At 71.3% G+C, this 18,980-nt stretch carries 17 protein-coding genes and 1 pseudogene; 12 read left to right on the forward strand and 6 right to left on the reverse strand.

Going from position 1 to position 18,980, the window contains the following annotated elements:
• Window positions 1-50: 50 nt before the first annotated feature.
• From ACIBVN_RS27905 to ACIBVN_RS27930, 6 genes are all read left to right on the forward strand, one after another.
• Window positions 51-1,631, forward strand: coding sequence for an MFS transporter (locus tag ACIBVN_RS27905; RefSeq protein WP_397141209.1), 1,581 nt, complete (start codon window positions 51-53; stop codon window positions 1,629-1,631).
• 25 nt (window positions 1,632-1,656) lie between these two features.
• The gene (locus ACIBVN_RS27910; protein WP_397141211.1) at window positions 1,657-2,805 is read left to right on the forward strand and encodes an FAD-dependent oxidoreductase; all 1,149 of its coding nucleotides are present in this window, start codon (window positions 1,657-1,659) and stop codon (window positions 2,803-2,805) included.
• Window positions 2,806-2,930: 125 nt separating this feature from the next.
• On the forward strand, window positions 2,931-3,950 hold the full coding sequence (locus ACIBVN_RS27915; RefSeq protein WP_397141213.1) for a fatty acid desaturase family protein: 1,020 nt from the start codon (window positions 2,931-2,933) through the stop codon (window positions 3,948-3,950).
• 41 nt (window positions 3,951-3,991) lie between these two features.
• A complete protein-coding gene (locus ACIBVN_RS27920; RefSeq protein WP_397141215.1) occupies window positions 3,992-4,474 on the forward strand; it encodes a cation:proton antiporter regulatory subunit in 483 nt (160 codons plus the stop codon).
• 8 nt (window positions 4,475-4,482) lie between these two features.
• Complete coding sequence (locus ACIBVN_RS27925) at window positions 4,483-5,643, forward strand: cation:proton antiporter (RefSeq protein WP_397141217.1); 1,161 nt, start codon at window positions 4,483-4,485, stop codon at window positions 5,641-5,643.
• Between the two features lie 17 nt (window positions 5,644-5,660).
• On the forward strand, window positions 5,661-6,254 hold the full coding sequence (locus ACIBVN_RS27930) for a pentapeptide repeat-containing protein (RefSeq protein WP_397141219.1): 594 nt from the start codon (window positions 5,661-5,663) through the stop codon (window positions 6,252-6,254).
• A 47-nt stretch (window positions 6,255-6,301) separates the two neighbouring features.
• On the opposite strand, the gene ACIBVN_RS27935 is transcribed toward ACIBVN_RS27930, so the two are convergent.
• From ACIBVN_RS27935 to ACIBVN_RS27950, 4 genes are all read right to left on the reverse strand, one after another.
• Window positions 6,302-7,291, reverse strand: coding sequence for a hypothetical protein (locus ACIBVN_RS27935; protein WP_397141221.1), 990 nt, complete (start codon window positions 7,289-7,291; stop codon window positions 6,302-6,304).
• Window positions 7,281-7,922 (reverse strand): copper resistance protein CopC, encoded by a 642-nt coding sequence (locus ACIBVN_RS27940; RefSeq protein ID WP_397141223.1) that lies wholly within the window; start codon window positions 7,920-7,922, stop codon window positions 7,281-7,283. The genes ACIBVN_RS27935 and ACIBVN_RS27940 overlap by 11 nt, the downstream gene beginning before the upstream one ends.
• A 45-nt stretch (window positions 7,923-7,967) precedes the next feature.
• Window positions 7,968-8,519 (reverse strand): hypothetical protein, encoded by a 552-nt coding sequence (locus tag ACIBVN_RS27945; RefSeq protein WP_397141225.1) that lies wholly within the window; start codon window positions 8,517-8,519, stop codon window positions 7,968-7,970.
• Between the two features lie 317 nt (window positions 8,520-8,836).
• Window positions 8,837-8,995 carry a hypothetical protein gene (locus tag ACIBVN_RS27950; RefSeq protein WP_397141227.1) on the reverse strand — a complete coding sequence of 53 codons (159 nt, stop codon included), beginning with the start codon at window positions 8,993-8,995 and terminating at the stop codon, window positions 8,837-8,839.
• A 79-nt stretch (window positions 8,996-9,074) separates the two neighbouring features.
• Here ACIBVN_RS27950 and ACIBVN_RS27955 point away from each other — a divergent pair, with 79 nt between their 5' ends.
• The 4 genes from ACIBVN_RS27955 to ACIBVN_RS27970 all read left to right on the forward strand — a co-directional run bounded on the left by ACIBVN_RS27955 (window position 9,075) and on the right by ACIBVN_RS27970 (window position 12,107).
• Window positions 9,075-9,668, forward strand: a complete 594-nt coding sequence (locus tag ACIBVN_RS27955; RefSeq protein ID WP_397141229.1) for a hypothetical protein — start codon at window positions 9,075-9,077, stop codon at window positions 9,666-9,668.
• Window positions 9,669-9,835: 167 nt separating this feature from the next.
• Complete coding sequence (locus ACIBVN_RS27960) at window positions 9,836-10,480, forward strand: response regulator (protein ID WP_397141231.1); 645 nt, start codon at window positions 9,836-9,838, stop codon at window positions 10,478-10,480.
• Window positions 10,481-10,574: 94 nt separating this feature from the next.
• Window positions 10,575-10,994, forward strand: a complete 420-nt coding sequence (locus tag ACIBVN_RS27965; RefSeq protein WP_397141233.1) for an ATP-binding protein — start codon at window positions 10,575-10,577, stop codon at window positions 10,992-10,994.
• An 81-nt stretch (window positions 10,995-11,075) separates the two neighbouring features.
• Window positions 11,076-12,107: a PAS domain S-box protein gene (locus tag ACIBVN_RS27970; protein ID WP_397141235.1), complete on the forward strand. Its 1,032-nt coding sequence runs from the start codon at window positions 11,076-11,078 to the stop codon at window positions 12,105-12,107.
• 163 nt (window positions 12,108-12,270) lie between these two features.
• Here the strand turns inward: ACIBVN_RS27970 and ACIBVN_RS27975 are convergent.
• Both ACIBVN_RS27975 and ACIBVN_RS27980 read right to left on the reverse strand, forming a co-directional pair.
• Window positions 12,271-13,137 (reverse strand): annotated as a pseudogene (locus ACIBVN_RS27975) (acetate/propionate family kinase); the annotation flags it as partial.
• 38 nt (window positions 13,138-13,175) lie between these two features.
• A complete protein-coding gene (locus ACIBVN_RS27980) occupies window positions 13,176-15,479 on the reverse strand; it encodes a phosphoketolase (protein WP_397141237.1) in 2,304 nt (767 codons plus the stop codon).
• A gap of 62 nt (window positions 15,480-15,541) precedes the next feature.
• On the opposite strand from ACIBVN_RS27980, the gene ACIBVN_RS27985 reads away from it, so the two are divergent.
• Both ACIBVN_RS27985 and pgi read left to right on the forward strand, forming a co-directional pair.
• On the forward strand, window positions 15,542-17,248 hold the full coding sequence (locus ACIBVN_RS27985; protein ID WP_397141239.1) for an IlvD/Edd family dehydratase: 1,707 nt from the start codon (window positions 15,542-15,544) through the stop codon (window positions 17,246-17,248).
• Between the two features lie 99 nt (window positions 17,249-17,347).
• A complete protein-coding gene (gene pgi / locus ACIBVN_RS27990; RefSeq protein ID WP_397141241.1) occupies window positions 17,348-18,979 on the forward strand; it encodes a glucose-6-phosphate isomerase in 1,632 nt (543 codons plus the stop codon).
• The last annotated feature ends 1 nt before the right edge of the window (window position 18,980 follow it).

Consider the following 18,980-nt stretch of genomic DNA (forward strand, 5'->3'; position numbering starts at 1 on the left):
AGCCGGAGAGTGCCGGTCGGCGGAGCCACTCATAGCTTGGAGGTGACCACGTGCGTTCGTCACCAGCGCGGGGGACGAGCACCGTAGACCGCCGTCACGCCGTGATGCTGCGGCTGGTCGGCGCGGGTGTCATGTTGACGGTGATGGCCGACACCACGGCCACCACCCTGGCAGTCGGAGTGCTGCGGTACACACCCGCCGGCGCCGGCATGCCGCTGGGCGACCTGGTCTGGCTGACCAGCGCGGCGTTCATCCCGATCGCGGCGCTGCTGGCCACCGCGGGCCGCTGGGCGGACCTGTGCGGCCGGCGACGGGTGCTGGCCGTCGGGCTCGTGGTGTTCGTGCTGGGCGGGATCGCCACCGTCCTGGTGGACTCCTGGTCGTACGTCCTGGCGGCACGGGCCGTCCAGGGCGCCGGCGCCGCGGCGATGATCCCCGCCAGCCTCGGGCTGCTGCTCGGGGAGCTGCCTGAGTCGCAGCGGCGTGGCGCGATCGCGCTGTGGAGCTCGGCCTCCGGGCTGGGCTGCCTGCTCATGCAGGCGGGCGGCGGCTGGCTGGCCGCCGCGGTCGGCTGGCGGGCGCTGTTCGTCCCCGACGTCGTGATCGGCGTCGCGCTCCTGATCGCCTGCGTCGGGCTTCCGCCGGGTAAGCGCGCCGGGGCCAGGGGCCTGCCGGACATGCTGGGCGCGTGGCTGCTCGCCGCGGGCATCGCGGTCGTCGTCCTGGCCATCTCCAAGGCCATGGCCTGGGGCATGGACGTGGTGTGGCTGGCGCTGGCCGCGCTGGCCCTGCTGGGCGGCGCGCTCGCGCAGGCCAAGCACCACCGCCTGCCGGCGATCGACCTGGCCCTGTGGCGGCGCCCCAGGTTCGTCTGGGGCTGGCTGGCGACCTGGGGCTTCGGCGCGCTGTCGTACGGGCTGCTGACCGTGCAGCCGCTGTACCTGCTCCACCTGGGCTACCCCATGCTCGAAGTGGCCATGTGGCTGACGCCCACGTCGGTGGCCGTCGTCGTGACGAGCTTCCTGGCCGGGAAGGTCGTCAAGCGGGTCGGCGCGTACGGCCTGATCTACGCCGGCTCGCTGCTCTGCGGCGGCGCCTGCGTGCTCGTGCTGACCCAGGCCGGACCCACCGTGTGGGGCCTGGTCGCCAGCGTCGTGGTCGGCATAGGCGTCGGCGCGCTCGCGCCCGGCACCTCCGTCGCCACCACCCTGGCCGCCCGCCCCCACCAGTACGCCTCCGCCGTCGGCGCGGCCACCATGGCACGCATGGTCGGCGGGGCCGTGGGCGTCGCCGTCGTGTCGGTCGTCATCGACCACCCGTTCATGACCGGCCCCTTCGCCGGGCTGGCGGGCGCGCTCGCGATGTGCGTGGCCATCTCGGTGCTCATCGGCGCACTGGCCCTCACCAAGATCACCCGGCTGCGGACCGACCCCGGCGACGTCATGGTCAAGGTGCCGCGCCGGCTGCTCCTGGAGTTGCGCATGACCCTCGCCACCGTGGCGGCGGAGGCCGACGCGTTGCTGCCTGTCGAGACCCGCACACCCCCCATGGACACCGCTGCGGAGAGTGTCCCGCGGCAGCGGGCGGCCGAGCCGGGCCCGCTCGCCTCGACTCGCGGGCACACGAACTAGACAATCATTCGAAAGGGCTCTCGTCATGGCAACCACATCGTGCGACGTAGCCATCGTCGGCGCCGGGCTCGGCGGCTGCTTCCTCGCCTTACTGCTGAGCCGCCGCGGCCAGCGCGTCGTCGTCATCGAGCAGGGACCCTCGGTCCCCAGCGCGGGCGCCGACTTCCTCAAGCCCCCCGGGCTGCAGGTGCTCGCCCGGCACGGGCTGGCCGAGCTCGCCGGACGCCATGGCCTCAGGCGCGACGTCGTCCGCTACTACCACGACGGCGACCCCATCCAGGAGTGCCACTACCCGGACGGCTTCCTCATCCGCCCCTACCGGGAGCTGGTCGAGCTCATCTACACGTGCTGCGCCATGGAGGGCGTCGACTTCTGGTTCGACGCCAGCATCGACGACATCGCGATGGGTGACGGCCGCGTCGAAGAACTGACGCTGTCGAACGGGCGGCGGCTGCGGGCGGGCGTCGTGATCGGCGCCGACGGCACCAAGTCGGCCGTACGGCAGGCGCTCGACATCGAGCCGCGCACGATGCCGTACGAGCGGCTGCTGATGCGGGTGGCCACCGTGCCGCTGACCGCCAGCATCGCCCAGCTCAACCGGCTGTACTTCAGCTCGGAAGGCTGGTTCGCCTACCTCTATCCGCTCAACAGGGACCAGGCCAGGGTGTTCGTCGGCCTGCCCCCGGAGGACGACGAGGAGATCTTCCAGGACGGAATCCCGGCGCTGGTCGACGAGCTGAAGAAGTTCGTCACCGACAGCTCGGACGCCTTCGACTCGCTCCAGCCCGCGAACTGGCAGCGGATCAAGGTCTCCACACTCCGGCTGGGGGCGTACCACAAGGGCAACGCGGCGCTGCTGGGCTCGGCCGCGTTCGCCTGCCACCCCATGACCGGGATGGGCATGAGCTACACGCTCCACGACGCGGAGATCCTGGCCGACGTCATCTGCGCGGCCGGCGGCGACAAAGAGCTGCTCGACCGGCTGCTGTCCGCCCGGTACGAGCCCCGCAAGCACGCCCACAGCCAGCTCATCGACTACGGGGACGCGCTGGTCGCCAGCTTCCCCGACCGGGTCGCTTATCTCGCGGCCTTCCGCCCTGACCTGCACGTCTATGGCGAGGCCCCAGTTCCGGCACCGGGGCCGGCGGCGCTGCCCGCGCTGCAGCCGATCTGAGCCGGCGCCCGAATGGTGGGGTGGGCACTACCACGAGGAGGGGTGACAGCGGGGGTTTTCCTGGGGGCGCTTTCTCGCGATGCTGATGAGTGATCAGCAACGACTCGTCAGCATCGGAGAAAGATGTGGGGACCTCCACCACCACCGCCCAGCGGGGCAGCGACTTCGCGAGGCTGTCGCGCCGCATCGCCCAGGCGGGGCTTCTGGACAAGCGGCCGGGCTACTACGCGGCCAGGATCAGCCTGGTGGCCGGTCTGTTCGCGGGCAGCTGGGCGGTGTTCGCCGCGGTCGGGGACTCCTGGTGGCAGGTCCCGGTCGCGGTGCTGCTCGCCGTGGCGTTCGCCCAGGTCACGCTGCTGGCCCACGACCTGGCGCACGGGCAGATCTCGCGGTCGCGGCGCTCCTCCAGGATCGCCGGGCTGCTGGTGGGCAACCTGGCCGTCGGGCTCAGTTACGGCTGGTGGATGGACAAGCACACCCGCCACCACGCCAACCCCAACCACGAGGAGCACGACCCGGACGTCTCGCCCGACTTCCTGGTCTGGTCGGAGCGGCAGGCCGGGGCGGCGCGGGGGATCGCCCGGTTCATCGGGCGCCGGCAGGCGTTCCTGTTCTTCCCGCTGCTCACCCTCGAAGGGGTGAACCTGAAGGTGTCGAGCTTCCGCGCGCTGCGCCGCCCGTCGCTCAAGAGCAGGAAGGTCGAGGGGCTGCTGCTGGCCGCGCACGTGCTGGCTTACCTGGGCGCGGTGTTCCTGGTGCTGCCTCCTGGCATGGCGCTGGTGTTTCTGGCCGTGCACCAGGCGTGCTACGGCGTCTACCTGGGCTGCACGTTCGCGCCCAACCACAAGGGCATGCCCGTGCTCACCGCGGAAGACGAGCTGGACTACCTCCGCCGCCAGGTCCTGACCTCCAGGAACGTGCGCGGCGGGCGGCTGGTCAACACCGCGCTCGGCGGTCTCAACTACCAGATCGAGCACCACCTGTTCCCCAGCATGCCCACGGCGAACCTGCGCAAGGCACAGCCCATCGTCCGCGCGTACTGCGCGGAGATCGGCGTCGACTACGTCGAATGCGGCCTGATCGAGTCGTGGGCACAGGCCCTGCGCCATTTGCACGAGGTGGGCCGTCCGCTACGCATTGGATAGGGTTTAGGAGGAAATAGGCGGATCTGGACGGGTGGGGATAGGTGGAGGTCGAACAAACAGCGCTGCCGGGGATCGGGCTACGTCACGATTTCACCACCCGTAAAGGACAGCGGATCGGTGTGGTGTCCCACCGCACCGGCCGCCGGGACCTGGTGATCTACGACGCGGAAGACCCCGACGCCGTGTGCCACGTGGTCAAGCTCAACGACGAGGAGTCCGACGCCCTCGCCGAGCTGCTCGGCGCGCCCCGCATCGTGCAGCGGCTCAACCAGCTGCACCAGGAGGTCGAGGGCCTGGTCAGCGTGCAGCTGCCCATCCCCGCCGACTCCCCCTACGCCGGGCGCCCCATGGGCGAGGCGCGCGTGCGGACCCGTACCAGTGCCTCCATCGTCGCGGTCGTGCGCGCGGGGCAGGTGTTCGCCAGCCCCGGACCCGAGTTTGTGTTCAGGGCGGGCGACGTCGTGGTCGTCGTCGGCAGCGAGGACAGCACCGCCGAGGTGGCCGGCATCCTGGCGGACGGGTAGGGCCGCGGGTGCACGAAACCGCGGTCCTCTTTCTCGAGTTCGGTGCAGTACTGCTTGGTCTGGGAGTCCTGGGCGCGCTGGCGCTGCGCGTCGGCATCTCGCCCATCCCGCTCTACCTGATCGCCGGCCTGGCCTTCGGGACCGGCGGGCTGGTGCCGCTGGCCACCAGCGAGGAGTTCATCTCCGTCGGCGCGGAGCTGGGCGTCGTCCTGCTGCTGCTGACGCTCGGCCTGGAGTACAACGCCGACGAGCTGGTGACGAGCCTGACGGGCAATGCCCGCGCGGGCATCGTCGACCTGGTGCTCAACGCCGCGCCCGGCGCGATCTGCGCGTTACTGCTGGGCTGGGGTCCGGTGGCGGCCGTGGCCATGGCGGGTGTCACCTACGCCACCTCCTCCGGCATCACCGCCAAGGTCCTGTCCGATCTGGGATGGATCGGTAACCGGGAGACGCCGACGGTGCTGTCGCTGCTGGTGTTCGAAGACCTGACGATGGCCGTCTACCTGCCGATCCTGACGACCATGCTGGCCGGGCTGAGCCTGGTGAGCGGGGCCATCTCGGTGGGCATCGCGCTGCTCACCGTGAGCGTGGTGCTGGTCGTGGCGCTGAAGTTCGGGCGGTTCATCGAGGCGTTCGTGTCCAGCCCGAACTCCGAGGTGCTTCTCCTCAAGGTGGTCGGGCTGGCCCTGCTGGTGGCCGGGCTCGCCCAGCAGCTGCAGGTGTCGGCGGCGGTGGGCGCGTTCCTGGTCGGGATCGCGCTGTCCGGGCAGCTCGCCGAGGACGCGCACGCGCTGCTCGCGCCCCTGCGCGACCTGTTCGCGGCGGTGTTCTTCGTCTTCTTCGGCTTCCAGACCGACCCGGCGAAGATCCTGCCGGTGGCGGGGCTGGCCGCGCTGCTCGCCCTGGTCAGCATGGTCACCAAGCTGATCACGGGCGCGTACGCGGCCAGAAGGGCGGGCATCGCCAGGGCGGGCCAGGCCCGGGCGGGCATCGCGCTCATCCCGCGCGGCGAGTTCAACATCGTGATCGCGGGCCTCGCGGTGGGCGCGGGCGCGCATCCCGATCTCGGCGCGCTGGCGGCGGCGTACGTCCTCATCCTCGCGGCCTTCGGGCCCCTGGCGGCCAAGCTGGTGCAACCTCTCATCACGGCCATCGCGAAACGGGCCTGATCCGCTAGCTTGTTCGCATGGCCCAGCCCACTGAGAAGACGATCTGGTCCACGGACTGGGACAGCCTCGAGATCTCCGGCGAGAGCCACCGCCGGGTGCTGTTCCAGGACGTGGACATGACCGAGCTCGTCGACCACGGCTCCTCGTTCGAGGAGTGCCACTTCAGCAACGTGCGCTTCAACGTGTCGGCGCACGACGGAGCCCGCTTCCTCAACTGCACGTTCACGCGGTGCTCGTTCTTCGACGCCACGTTCGACGGGTGCAAGCTGACGGGCAGCGTGTTCGACGGATGCACGTACGGCCTGCTCAAGGTCGAGGGCGGCGACTGGTCCTACGTCAGCCTGCCGGGCGCCGACCTGCGGGGGAGCGCCTTCCGCGGCACCCGGCTACGGGAGGCCGACCTGTCGGGGTCCCGGCTGGAGGGCGCAGAGCTGCGCCGGGCCGACCTGTCCGGGGCGTCGCTGCGCGGCGCCGACCTGACGCGGTGCGACCTGCGCGGCAGCGACCTGAGCACGCTCGACCCGCACACCGTCACGCTCAAGGGCGCGATCATCGACCCCTTCCAGGCGACGGTCGTGGCCACGGCCCTGGGGCTGGACGTGCGGGAGTAGGCCGCTCGGGGCCGCCCGCCATCGCGGGGCGGCGGGCGGCGGGCCGCTCAGCACAGGGCCATCGCGGTCTGCCAGACCTCCGGCAGCGCCGCCAGGACGAGATCGCCCCGGCGGCGGCGGTCCTTGCGCGTCTCGGCGCCCAGGTCGGCCAGCAGCTCGCGGAAGCCGTCCTCGAAGCCCGACATGCCGGCGGCCGACCGCTTCGCCAGGCAGCGCGCGTACGTGGCCACCAACCAGAAGACCGCCTCCCGGTGCAGCCCGCGCAGGATCAGGTCGCGGGTGCCGTCGATGGCGATGGGCCGTGCCGACGGGGTGATGTCGGAGTCGAACCGGTACGAGGGTGCCCGCACGGCGGCCGTCGCGTCGAACACCTTCTCCAGCCTGGCCAGATGCCGCCCGACCCGCGCCGCGCTGAGGTCGGCGCAGCCCAGCAGGTCGAGCAGGCTCTCATGGAAGTCCAGCCGCCCGTGCTCGGCGAGCAGGTCGCGCACGGCCACGTACCGGCGGCGGATCGTGGGGTTGCGCAGCCCGGCGACCAGCAGCACGTGTGTGGTCACCCCGGTGCCGAACAACCACGAGTTGACCTGGTCGGGCAGGGACGCGCGCTCGTCGATGCCGTTGATGAACCCGCGCACCCGGTCCATGGCGTTGGTGCAGCGGGCCAGGATCCATGGCCGCTCGGCGAAGTCGCGCGAGACCACCCGCTGGAGCTCGGTCAGCCGCCCGGACGGGTCGGCCAGCACGCACGGGAGGTGGAAGCTGCCGGCCAGGTGGTAGTCGCTCAGCACGTCGTGCGCCGAGCCGAGCTCGGGAATGGAGGAGACCTCGAGCAGAACCCCCTTGTAGGCGAATTTGCCCAGGCCGGCGGGCTGGTCCGCGACCACGACGACGTCCACGTCGGAGGTCGGGGCCAGCTCCGCGCCCGGGTCGGCCCACAGGGCCGACCCGGTCAGGAACGCACCCTCGAAACCCGGCAGCGCGGCGCCCTCCTCCTGCACCCACTGCCGGGCGATCTGCCTGGCTTGCTCAATCCGCATCCACTTCCTCCCGATCCAAGCCGCGGCGCGCGTTCCAGAGCAGGACGAGCGCACCCAGCACGACAAGCACCGCCAGCCCGCCCCAGATCCAGCCGGGAACACCTGCCGACGCCGCGCCCTGCTCGCCCGCCGCAGTGGGCTGCGCGGCCGCCTGGGGCGGCGTGTTCACCGTTGACCCCTCGCCGGAGCGCGAGGGCGAGGCCGATGGAGAAGCTGATCCTTTCACGCTGAAGGGGATTTCGCCCTCAATGGGATGGCCGTCGGACGAAACGACGCGCCAGGCGATGACGTACGAGCCCGGCGCGAGTGGCTGGGGCACGTCTGCGAACACTTTCGGACCGGCGAGCCGCGGCTTGCCGAGCGGCACCGCCTTGCCCGCCGTGTCGTGCAGCACGACGAACGGGAACCGGACGCCGGCGCTGTATTCGAGCTCGATCTCCTTGATCGAGCCGACCTGCGCGTTCTTGGCGGGCGAGCTGCTCTTGAGCGAGTCGTGGGCGAGCGCCGGGGAAGCGGTGGACATCAGGACAAGGGCGCACGCGAGCGCCGCCCCGAGGATGTGACGTGGCAGGAACGCCATGGTGGTCTCCAGAACGATCGTCCGGCCGCGCGCGTGGCGCCGTCCGGACATAGGCAAGGGTACGCCCCCGCGGGGGCGCGCCAAGGGACATGGACTTCAGCCGAAGTGCCTTGGCCCGCCGGGCGGGCCTCGCCTGCTGATCGCGCCGGAGACGGTCCTGCCGGCGTACACGGGGAGTGTGGGGGTCACCGGCCGCCACGAGGGCGCGCAGACCTCAGGTGGGACGGTGGCGAGCAGCCGGATGAGCGGCGGCGGCGCGGCGCAGAGGCGGATCATGAGCCACAGCGCCCGCTCGCCCCGATGCAGCCACCACGCCGTCAGTGCGGCCACCGTGAGATGCACCAGCGTCATGCCGGGGGCGGGATGCCCGTGCGCCGCGCCCGCTCCCGCGGCGGGCGCGAGCCGCTCGAAGAGCTGGTGCAGCACCAACTGCGTGCTCGTGGTCGCCACCAGCACGGCGGCCGGCCCGCGCTCGCGCCCGTCGATCAGATACGCGAGCCCGAGCGCCACCAGCACCCCGGCCAGGTAGACCTCGAACGGCACGAGACCGCCGCCCGCCAGCGCGTGCCCGCCCGCCGACACCGCGCCGCAGACCGTCGCGAACACGACGGCCCGCGCGAGACGCAGCACTGAGGACGCGGAGGACACAACCGATATTCTCCTCCAAAGCCGGGCGGTGCGGCGCCCGGGTCGCCATGATGGGTCTTTGTCAAAGGCGCGACCCGCTGATGACACTTTTTCACCGGCTCTTTCCAGGCACGGGGAAATCGCCTTCGGCGTGGCGTTGCGGCAGGGCCAGCGGCAACTGCAAACATCGTACCGATCTTGTTCGGCCCGCTCGGCGGCCGGTACGGGCCGCATTCCGGCCTGCGGGTCAATTGCGACAGATTCCGAAAGGAACGGTACATGTTCACGCCCAATGTCCGGACAAAAGCCACAGCCAAGCCCGCCCGGCCTACGGCACGTCACGCGATGAAGAGGGCGATTTGCGGCTCCCTTTCCATGGCTCTGGTCGCGACCTCGACCTCGACCTCGTCGGCGAACGCCGACAACGCCCCCGACGTCCCCATCGGGGTCGTGACGCCGACCCTGACCCCGCTCCGAACCTCGAGCCCGACTCCCACCCCGCGGGTGGCTCCCACTCCGACGGTGGCTCCGACTCCGACAGTGTCTCCGACGGTGACCCCGACGGTGACTCCAACGGTGACCCCGACCGCCACGGTGACGGAGACGGCGACAGAGACCGCGACAGAGACGGCCACCCCCGACGTCGATATCATCACTCGCCGCCATTTCGACCACGGCAGGTGCAACCCGCATGTCTTCTACAAGGTCCATGAGCTCTCGCCGCGAAACTTCTTCCTGCCGCGCACCCGCTACATCGACGGTCCCGGCGGCACGATGACGGTGTCGGTCACGAGGGAGCACGAAGTACTCGCGTTCCTGGAGACCGAGCTCGAGAGGAAATGGATAGTCACCCATAAGTTCAAGACGAAGGACCTGGTTCAGGAATTTCGCAAGTTGGGGCTTCCGCACCTCGAAGAGCGGCACATGGTCTTCACCGGCCATGAATATACGCGGGAGATCAGCAAAGGAAAGTACGGCAATATGTGGTACCGGGTCTTCGGCTACCGCATCGGCTGGTCGGCCTGGGAGGTGCTCGGGACGTGCCGCGAGGTCGAGGTCGCCACTGGAATAGCCAACGTGCCCGCCCGGGTGGAGGGCTGGCGATACTGGGAGACCAAGCACCCGAAGCTCAAGGGGCGCCCGATATCCCACAAGTGGCGACACCGGTAGCGCTGGACCGCGTCCTGACCGTTGCGTGCCGCGGGCTCGGGCGGGCTCGGGCGGGCCCGGGGGCAGGTCGTGCGGGCGCGTGGCGGGTCGTGCGACACTGCTCGTGGCGCCGGCCGTCCCGGGGGCGGCCCGTGCGGCAGCAGGACCCACGGACAGAGGCACGAAGGATGGCGACTCCCCCCACGATCCGGGTCGTTCTCGTCGAGGACCACGCCATGGTCGCCGAGGCCATCGGGCTGGCCCTCGGCAAGGCGCCCGGGCTCGAGGTGGTGGCTCAGACCGGCACCATCGCCGGGGCCGTGGCCGAGACCGGGAGGTTCCAGCCCGACGTCGTCGTGCTCGACCGGCGCCTGCCCGACGGCGACGGGATCACGGCCATCGAAAGACTCGCCGCGGCGGCGCCCAAGGCGCGAGTGCTGGTGCTGACCGGCGAGGCGACCGCTTCCGTGGCGGCCAGGGTGGTGGCGGCCGGGGGCGCCGGGCTGGTGGTGAAGTCGTCCCGGCTGGGAGAGCTGGAGTCGGCCGTGCGGGAGGTGGCGGCCGGCGGAGTGGTGCTCGCACCCAGTTTGCTGCCGGGGATGCTCGACCGGCTGACCGGGCGGGCCGGGCTGCTGGGGTCGGCGCTGACGGCTCGCGAACGGGAGACGCTGCTGCTGTTGGCTGAGGGCGCCAGCACGCTCGAGATCAGCGAACGCCTCGGCGTGGCCCGCAACACGGTACGCAACCACGTTCAGCACGTCCTGGAGAAGCTGGGCGCCAGGTCCAAGCTGGAAGCGGTGGCGCTCGCCCGCAGGGACGGGCTGCTCGACTGACGCATCTGCACCATGCCGCGTCCCCCAGCCGCATCAGGCGATCTGGAGCGGTTGCGTCTCGTGATCGGGTGCCGCGTTACCTGACAGTAGAGGGGTGGGCAGCGAGGAGGTGGGGCCGTACCAGGTGGACACGCCCCTGCCGAAGGAGATAGGCAGCATCACGGCGGCGCGCCGGATGGCCCGCCGGGCCCTGGCCGAGTGCGGCTACCAGGGCCATCACGAGGATGTCCTGCTGGTGGTGTCCGAGCTCGTGACCAACGCGCTCGTGCACGGCGACGGCCCGCCGTCCCTGCGGATGAGGGGCAGCGCGGCGCAGGTGCGCGTCGAGGTGGGCGACGCGGGGGAGCGGCTGCCCGAGCCGCGTGAGCCCGGTCCGGCCAACGGCTGGGGGCTGCACGTCGTCAGCCTGCTGTCCACCGGCTGGGGGATCTCGCCCCGAGACGGCGGGAAGGTGGTTTGGTGCGAGCTGTCGCCCCGCCTCGCCCCGATCCAGAGCGGCCGCTCCGAACCCTGAACCCGAGGACGAGGGTTTGGGCCCTCCCGCCATGTCGTGAAAAGCTGCGGTATGGCCGTGGATGACCTCCCGCAAGAGGACATGAGGTTGCTCGTCCAGAGCATCCGCGATTACGCCATCTTCATGCTCGACCCCCGCGGCAGGATCGTGAGCTGGAACGCCGGAGCTCAGCGCATCAAGGGCTACACCGCCGAGGAGATCATCGGCACCCACTTCTCCGTCTTCTACCCGCCCGAGGACGTGGCGGCCGGCAAGCCTCCCATGGAGCTGGAGACGGCCGCCGCCGACGGCCGGTGGGAGGAGGAGGGGTGGCGGGTGCGCAAGGACGGCACCAGGTTCTGGGCGAGCGTGGTCATCACCGCTCTGTACGGCGAGCGCGGCGAGCTGTGCGGGTACGGCAAGGTGACGCGCGACCTGACCGAGCGGCGCAGCATGGCCGGGGCGCTGGACGAGCGCGGCCTGCTGCTCGCCCACCTGGTCCAGGCCCAGGAGCGGGAGCGCCGCCGGATCGCCTCCGACGTGCACGACGACACCATCCAGTCCATGGTCGCGGTCGGGATGCGGCTGCGCGCCCTGGGGGAGCGGCTGCCCGAGGAGCACGCCGCCGCCCTCGGCTCGCTGGACGACGCCGTCGAGGCCGCCGTGGGGCGCCTGCGCGACCTGGTCTTCCGGTTACGACCGCCGGGCGACGGGCTGGTGGAGGGACTGGCCGCGTACCTGGAGCGGGAGATGTCGGGCGTGGCGTACGAGCTGGCGTGCGACCTGGACGGCGAGCCGCCCGCGGAGGCCGCGATCACCGTGTTCCGCATCTGCCAGGAGGCCCTGACGAACGTGCGCAAGCACGCCGGGGCGAACACCGTCAGCGTGCGGCTGGCCTCGCTCGACGGCGGCGTCCACGTACGCGTGCGCGACGACGGGATCGGGGTCGCGAACCGGGAGAACCGGGACGGGCACTTCGGGCTGATCGAGATGCGCGAGCGGGCCGAGACGGCGGGCGGCTGGTGGGACATCCGCGGCGCGCCCGGCGAGGGCACGACCGTGGATTTCTGGGTGCCCGCCGTCCCCAGGACCCACGACCCGGCCGGCCGCCAGGATGTGGCCGGCCCGTCATGAGACCAGGCCGGCCCGTCACGACCCGAGCAGGGCGAGCGCCTGGCTGGCGATCTCCCACTCCTCGTCCGTGGGGATGACGAGCACGGCCACCTCCGCGCCCGGCGGCGTCGTGCTCCCCGACCCCGCCGGTGAACACGATCGCGTCCACCCGCCCGAGCAGCGCGTAGTAGGCGCCGACGTACTTGCGGATGCGCCGCGTGTAGACCGCCAGGGCCAGCCGGGCCTCGGCGTCGTCGCGGGCGCGTACCTCACGCATGTCACCCGTCCCGGCGAGCGCCAGCAGGCCGCCGCGGCGGTCGAGCGCGCTCTCCGCCCGCCCCGCGTCCATCCCGTCCACCCGCGCCAGGTAGCCCCCGAGCGCGGGGTCCACATCGCCCGAGCGCGTGCCCATGACCAGCCCCTCCAGGGGCGTCATGCCCATCGAGGTGTCGAGGCTGCGCCCGCCGGAGATCGCGGTCGCGCTGGCGCCGTTGCCCAGGTGCAGCACGATCAGGTTCAGCCCGGCCAGGTCGCGGCCGAGGAGCGCGGCGGCGCGGCGGGAGACGTACGCGCAGGAGGTGCCGTGGAAGCCGAAGCGCCGCACGCCGAGCCGCTCGCGCCAGTCCCGCGGCACCGCGTACGTGTACGCCTCGGGCGGCAGCGTGAGCTGGAACGCGGTGTCGAACACCGCCACCTGGGGCACCCCGGGGAAGGCCGTGCGCGCGACCCGGATGCCGGCGAGGTTGACCGGGTTGTGCAGGGGAGCGAGCGGCGCCAGCTCCTCGATCGCGTCGATCACCTCGTCGTCGATGAGCACGGCCTCGGTGAACCTGGTCCCGCCGTGCACGACGCGGTGCCCGACCGCGACGGGGGCCAGCCGCGGCCCCGCCGCCTCGAACGCCTTCATGACCGCGTCCAGCCCCTCACTGTGCGAGGGAAACGGGCCTTCCCGCACGTACGGCTGCCCGTCCCCGGTGCGGTGCGTGAGCCGGCCACGCTCCTCGCCGATGCGCTCGACCAGCCCCCTGGCCGGGCGCTCACGGGTGCGCATGTCCACGAGCTCGTACTTGACGGACGACGAGCCCGTGTTCAGCACGAGGATGCGTCCGGCCACGTCCACGACCTGATCTCCGGGGTGTCCTCGCCGTGGTCACGCGTGTGGGCGCGCGCCAGCAGCCGCGCGTCGCTCATGCGCTGGCGCAGATGAGCCTGGGTGGCGCCGAGCCCCGGCACGCGGTCGATGACGTCCATGACGAGGTGGTAGCGGTCGATGTCGTTGAGCATGGCCATGTCGAACGGCGTCGTCGTGGTGCCTTCCTCCTTGTAGCCGCGCACGTGGATGTTGCCGTGGTTGTGGCGGCGGTAGGTGAGCTGGTGGATCAGCGATGGATAGCCGTGGAAGTCGAAGATGACCGGCTTGTCCCTGGTGAAGAGGGTGTCGAACTCGGCGTCCGGCATGCCGTGCGGGTGCTCCGACGGCGGCTGGAGCCGCATGAGGTCCACGACGTTGATCACCCGTACCTTCAGCGCGGGCACGTGCTCGCGCAGCAGCGCGGCGGCGGCCAGCGTCTCCAGCGTGGGCACGTCGCCCGCGCAGGCCAGCACCACGTCCGGCTCGGCGCCGTCGTCGGTGGAGGCCCACGGCAGGATGCCCAGGCCGCGCGTGTTGTGCGCGACGGCCTCCTCCATCGTGAACAGGTCCAGCACCGGCTGCTTGCCCGCCACGATCACGTTGACGTAGTCGCGCGAGCGCAGGCAGTGGTCGGCGACCGACAGCAGCGTGTTCGCGTCCGGCGGCAGGTAGACGCGCACCACCGAGGCCTTCTTGTTCACCACCACGTCGAGGAAGCCCGGGTCCTGGTGGCTGAACCCGTTGTGGTCCTGCCGCCACACGTGCGACGACAGCAGGTACGTCAGCGACGCCACCGGCCGCCGCCACGGGATCTTCTGCGACGACTCCAGCCATTTGGCGTGCTGGTTGAACATGGCATCCACGATGTGGATGAACGCCTCGTAGCAGTTGAACAGCCCGTGCCTGCCGGTCAGCAGGTAGCCCTCCAGCCAGCCCTGGCACAGGTGCTCGCTGAGCACCTCCATCACCCGCCCGCCGGCGCCCAGGTGCTCGTCCGTCGGGAGGATCTCGGCGTTCCACGCCCGGTCCGTGGCCTCGAACACCTCCGACAGCCGGTTCGACTCGGTCTCGTCCGGGCCCATCAGCCGGAACGTCCGGGGGTTCGCGGCGATCACGTCGCGCAGGAACCCGCCCAGCACCCGCGTCGGCTCGCTCGACTGCGTGGCGGGCGACTTGACCTCGACCGCCAGCCTGCGGAAGTCGGGCAGCCGCAGCGGCACGAGCAGCTCGCCGCCGTTGGCGTGCGGGTTCGCGCTCATCCTGCGCGTGCCGCGCGGCACGGTGTCCAGGATCTCCTTCACGGGCCTGCCGCCGGAGTCGAACAGCTCCTCCGGCCGGTACGAGCGCAGCCACTCCTCGAGCATGGCCAGGTGGGACGGGTTCTCGCGGACCTTGGCCAGCGGCACCTGGTGCGCCCGCCAGGTGCCCTCGACCTGCTTGCCGTCCACCTCGCGCGGCCCCGTCCACCCCTTCGGCGTGCGAAGGACGATCATCGGTAGCCGGTCGGCCTCGCCCCGCTTGTAGGCGGCGATCTGGTCGAACGCGGTGTCCAGCGCGCGGGCCATCTCCCCGTGGTCGGGGCCCACCAGGTGGGGGCGGTAGCCGTACCCTTCCATGAGCTTGAGCAGCTCCGCCTCGGGGATGCGGGCGAGCACGGCCGGGTTGGCGATCTTGTAGCCGTTCAGGTGGAGGATGGGCAGCACGGTGCCGTCGCGTTCGCGGTCCAGGAACTTGTTGGAGTGCCAGCTCGCCGCGAGCGGGCCCGTCTCGGCCTCGCCGTCGCCGACGATGCACGCCACGACCAGGTCCGGGTTGTCGAACGCGGCCCCGTACGCGTGCGCGAGCGAATAGCCCAGCTCCCCGCCCTCGTGGATCGAGCCGGGCGTCTCGGGGGCGACGTGGCTCGGGACCCCGCCGGGGAAGGAGAACTGGCGGAACAGCCGCCGCATGCCCTCCACGTCCTGCGAGAGGTCCGGATAGCGCTCCGAGTACGAGCCCTCCAGCCACGAGTGCGCCACCGCGGCGGGGCCGCCGTGCCCGGGACCGGCGATGTAGATCATGTCCTGGTCCCGTTCCTTGATCACCCGGTTGAGATGGGCGAAGCAGAAGTTCAGCCCGGGCGTGGTGCCCCAGTGACCGAGCAGCCGGGGCTTGACGTGCTCGGGCCGCAGCGGCTCGCTGAGCAGGGGATTGTCCAGCAGGTAGATCTGCCCGACGGACAGGTAGTTCGCCGCCCGCCAGTACGCGTCGATATGGTCCATGCCCCTGGAGCTTCCTCCACAGCGCGTGCTGAATCCCCAACGTGCCCGATAGGGTGCCGTACATGGCCTTGAGGAGTTCGCTCTGGTATTCGGGAAACGACCGCAACTCCTACATCCATCGGGCGTGGATGCGGCGCGGCCTGCCGCGTGAGGCGTTCGAGGGCGGCAAGCCGCACATCGCCATCGCCAACACCGCCTCCGACCTCACCCCGTGCAACTCCCACCTGAACGAGGTCGCCGAGAGCGTCGCGAACGGTGTCTGGGAGGCCGGCGGCGTCCCGCTCAACCTGCCGGTCGTCTCACTTGGCGAGACGAACGTGCGCCCGACCGCCATGCTCTGGCGCAACCTGGCCGCCATGGCCACCGAGGAGATGCTGCGCGCCAACCCCGTCGACGGGGTGGTGCTGCTCGGCGGCTGCGACAAGACCATCCCGTCGCTGCTCATGGCCGCCGCCTCCGTGGACCTGCCCGCCGTCGTGATGCCCGGCGGCCCCATGCTGACCGGCCACTTCCGCGGCGCGCCGCTCGGCTGCGGCACCGACGTGTGGCGCCTGAGCGAGGAGGTCCGCGCGGGCACGCTCTCCCGCGAGGCGTTCCTGGAGTCCGAGTCGTCCATGATCCGCAGCCGCGGCCACTGCAACACGATGGGCACCGCCTCCACCATGGCCTGCATGGCCGAGGCGCTCGGCATGACGCTGCCCGGCACCGCGGGCACCCCCGCCCCTGACAGCCGCCTGCTCGAGCGCTCCCACGAGACCGGCCGCCTCGCCGTGGACCTGGTCACCCAGGGCCGCAGGCCGAGCCAGGTGATGACCAGGGGCTCGTTCCTCAACGCCATCGTGACCCTGGCCGCCGTGGGCGGCTCCACCAACGCCGTCGTCCACCTGCTCGCCGTCGCCGGCCGCCTCGGCGTGGACCTCGCCCTGGACGACTTCGACCGCACGGGCTCGGCGGTGCCGCTGCTCGTGGACCTCCAGCCGGCCGGGCGGCACCTGATGGACGACCTGTTCAGGGCGGGCGGCCTCGCGGCCGTGCTGAAGGAGGTCGAGGACCTGCTCGACCCGGAGGCGATCACCGTCACCGGGCGGCCGCTCGTCGATCACCTCGCGGGCGCGGAGATCTGGGACGAGAGCGTCATCCGCCGCCGCGCCGATCCGCTGCTGCCCGACGCCGGCATCGCCGTCCTGCGCGGCAACCTCGCCCCCGGCGGGGCGGTGATCAAGCCCGCCGCCGCCTCGCCCGAGCTGCTGCGCCACCGCGGCCGGGCCGTCGTCTTCGACAGCATCGAGGACGTGTACGCCCGGCTGGACTCGCCCGACCTGGACATCGACGAGACCTCGGTCCTCGTGCTGCGCGGCTGCGGCCCCAGGGGCTACCCCGGCATGCCCGAGGTCGGCAACCTGCCGCTGCCCGCCAAGCTGCTGGAGAAGGGCGTGCGCGACATGGTGCGCATCAGCGACGCCCGCATGAGCGGCACCGCGTACGGCACGGTCGTCCTGCACACCGCGCCGGAGGCGGCGGCCGGCGGCCCGCTGGCGAAGGTGCGCACCGGCGACCCGATCGTGCTCGACGTGGCCGCGAGAAGGCTCGACGTGGACATCCCCGACGCCGAGCTGGCCGCCAGGCAGCCGGCGACGAACGGGCACGCCAAGCCCGTACGCGGCTGGGAGCGACTCTACGTCGAGCACGTCACCCAGGCCGACCGCGGCGCGGACCTGGACTTCCTCGTCGGCTCCAGCGGCGACCACGTGGGCCGCGAATCCCACTGAGGTCTTAAAGAGTCCGCTCCGCCGTGCGAGGAATCAACCTCGCTGGGTACGGGTTGGCAGGGACAATGATGATCCGGTTTGGCGACACGAGGAGGAAGCGTGAACGGCGACATCACCCAGAGCCAGGAGTGGGCGGCTCTCGGCAAGCACCATGAGGAGCTGGCGGGCAAGCATCTGCGCGAGCTGTTCGCCGAGGACCCGGGCCGGGCCGGGCGCATGACCGTGACCGCCGGCGACCTCCACCTCGACTACGCCAAGCACCGCGCCACCGGGGAGACGATCGAGCTGCTTGTGGCCCTCGCCGAGCGGGCGGGGCTGCGCGAGCGGATCTCGGCCATGTTCGGCGGCGAGCACATCAACGTCAGCGAGGACCGCGCCGTCCTCCACGTCGCGCTGCGCATGCCCCGTGACGCCGGGCTGGTCGTGGACGGGCAGGACGTGATCGCCGACGTGCACGCCGTGCTCGACAAGATGAGCGCCTTCGCCGGCCGGGTCAGGTCCAAGGAGTGGAAGGGCGCCACGGGCAAGCCGATCGAGACCGTGGTCAACATCGGCATCGGCGGCTCCGACCTGGGCCCCGCCATGGCCTACGAGGCGCTGCGCGACTACGCCGACGCGGGCGTGACGGCCAGGTTCGTCTCCAACATCGACCCGGCCGACATCACCGGCAACCTCGCCGGCCTCGACCCGGCGACCACGTTGTTCGTGGTCAGCTCCAAGACGTTCACCACGCTCGAGACGCTCACCAACGCCAGGGTCGCCCGCCGCTGGCTGGTCGAGGCCCTGGGCGAGGACGCGGTCTCCAAGCACTTCGTGGCCGTCTCCACCAACGCCGCGAAGGTCGCCGAGTTCGGCATCGACACCGACAACATGTTCGGCTTCTGGGACTGGGTCGGCGGCCGCTACTCCTACGACGGCGCCATCGGCCTGTCCCTGATGATCGCGATCGGGCCCGACCGGTTCCGCGAGATGCTGGCCGGCTTCCACACCGTCGACGAGCACTTCCGCACCGCCCCGTTCGAGGCCAACATGCCGGTGCTGATGGCCCTGCTCGGCATCTGGTACGCCGACTTCTTCGGCGCCGAGACCCGCGCCGTGCTGCCTTACAGCCAGCGGCTGCACCGCTTCCCCGCCTACCTGCAGCAGCTCACCATGGAGTCCAACGGCAAGTCCGTGCGCGCCGACGGCACCCCCGTGCCGGTCGACACCGGCGAGATCTTCTGGGGCGAGCCGGGCACCAACGGGCAGCACGCCTTCTACCAGCTCCTCCACCAGGGCACCCGCCTCGTGCCGGCCGACTTCATCGGCTTCGCCGAGCCGTTCGACGACCGCGAGGGCATGCACGACCAGCTCACCGCCAACCTCCTCGCCCAGACGTCGGCGCTGGCGTTCGGCAAGACGGCCGAGGAGATCGCCGGCGAGGGCACCCCGCCCGACATCGTGCCGCACAAGGTGATGCCGGGAAACCGGCCCACCTCCACGATCCTCGCCCCCAAGCTGACCCCTTCGACGCTCGGCCAGCTCGTCGCGCTCTACGAGCACATCGTGTTCGTGGAGGGCGTCATCTGGGGGGTCGACTCCTTCGACCAGTGGGGCGTCGAGCTGGGCAAGAAGATGGCGCTCGACCTGGCGCCCGCGCTCACCTCCGACGAGCCGCCCACCACGTTCCCCGACGCCTCCACCGAGCAGCTCGTCCGGAAATACCGCGAGCTGCGCGGAAGGCGCGTCTGAC

The sequence above is a fragment of the Nonomuraea sp. NPDC049400 genome (genome assembly GCF_044466425.1).
In the GTDB taxonomy this organism is placed as follows: Bacteria; Actinomycetota; Actinomycetes; order Streptosporangiales; family Streptosporangiaceae; genus Nonomuraea.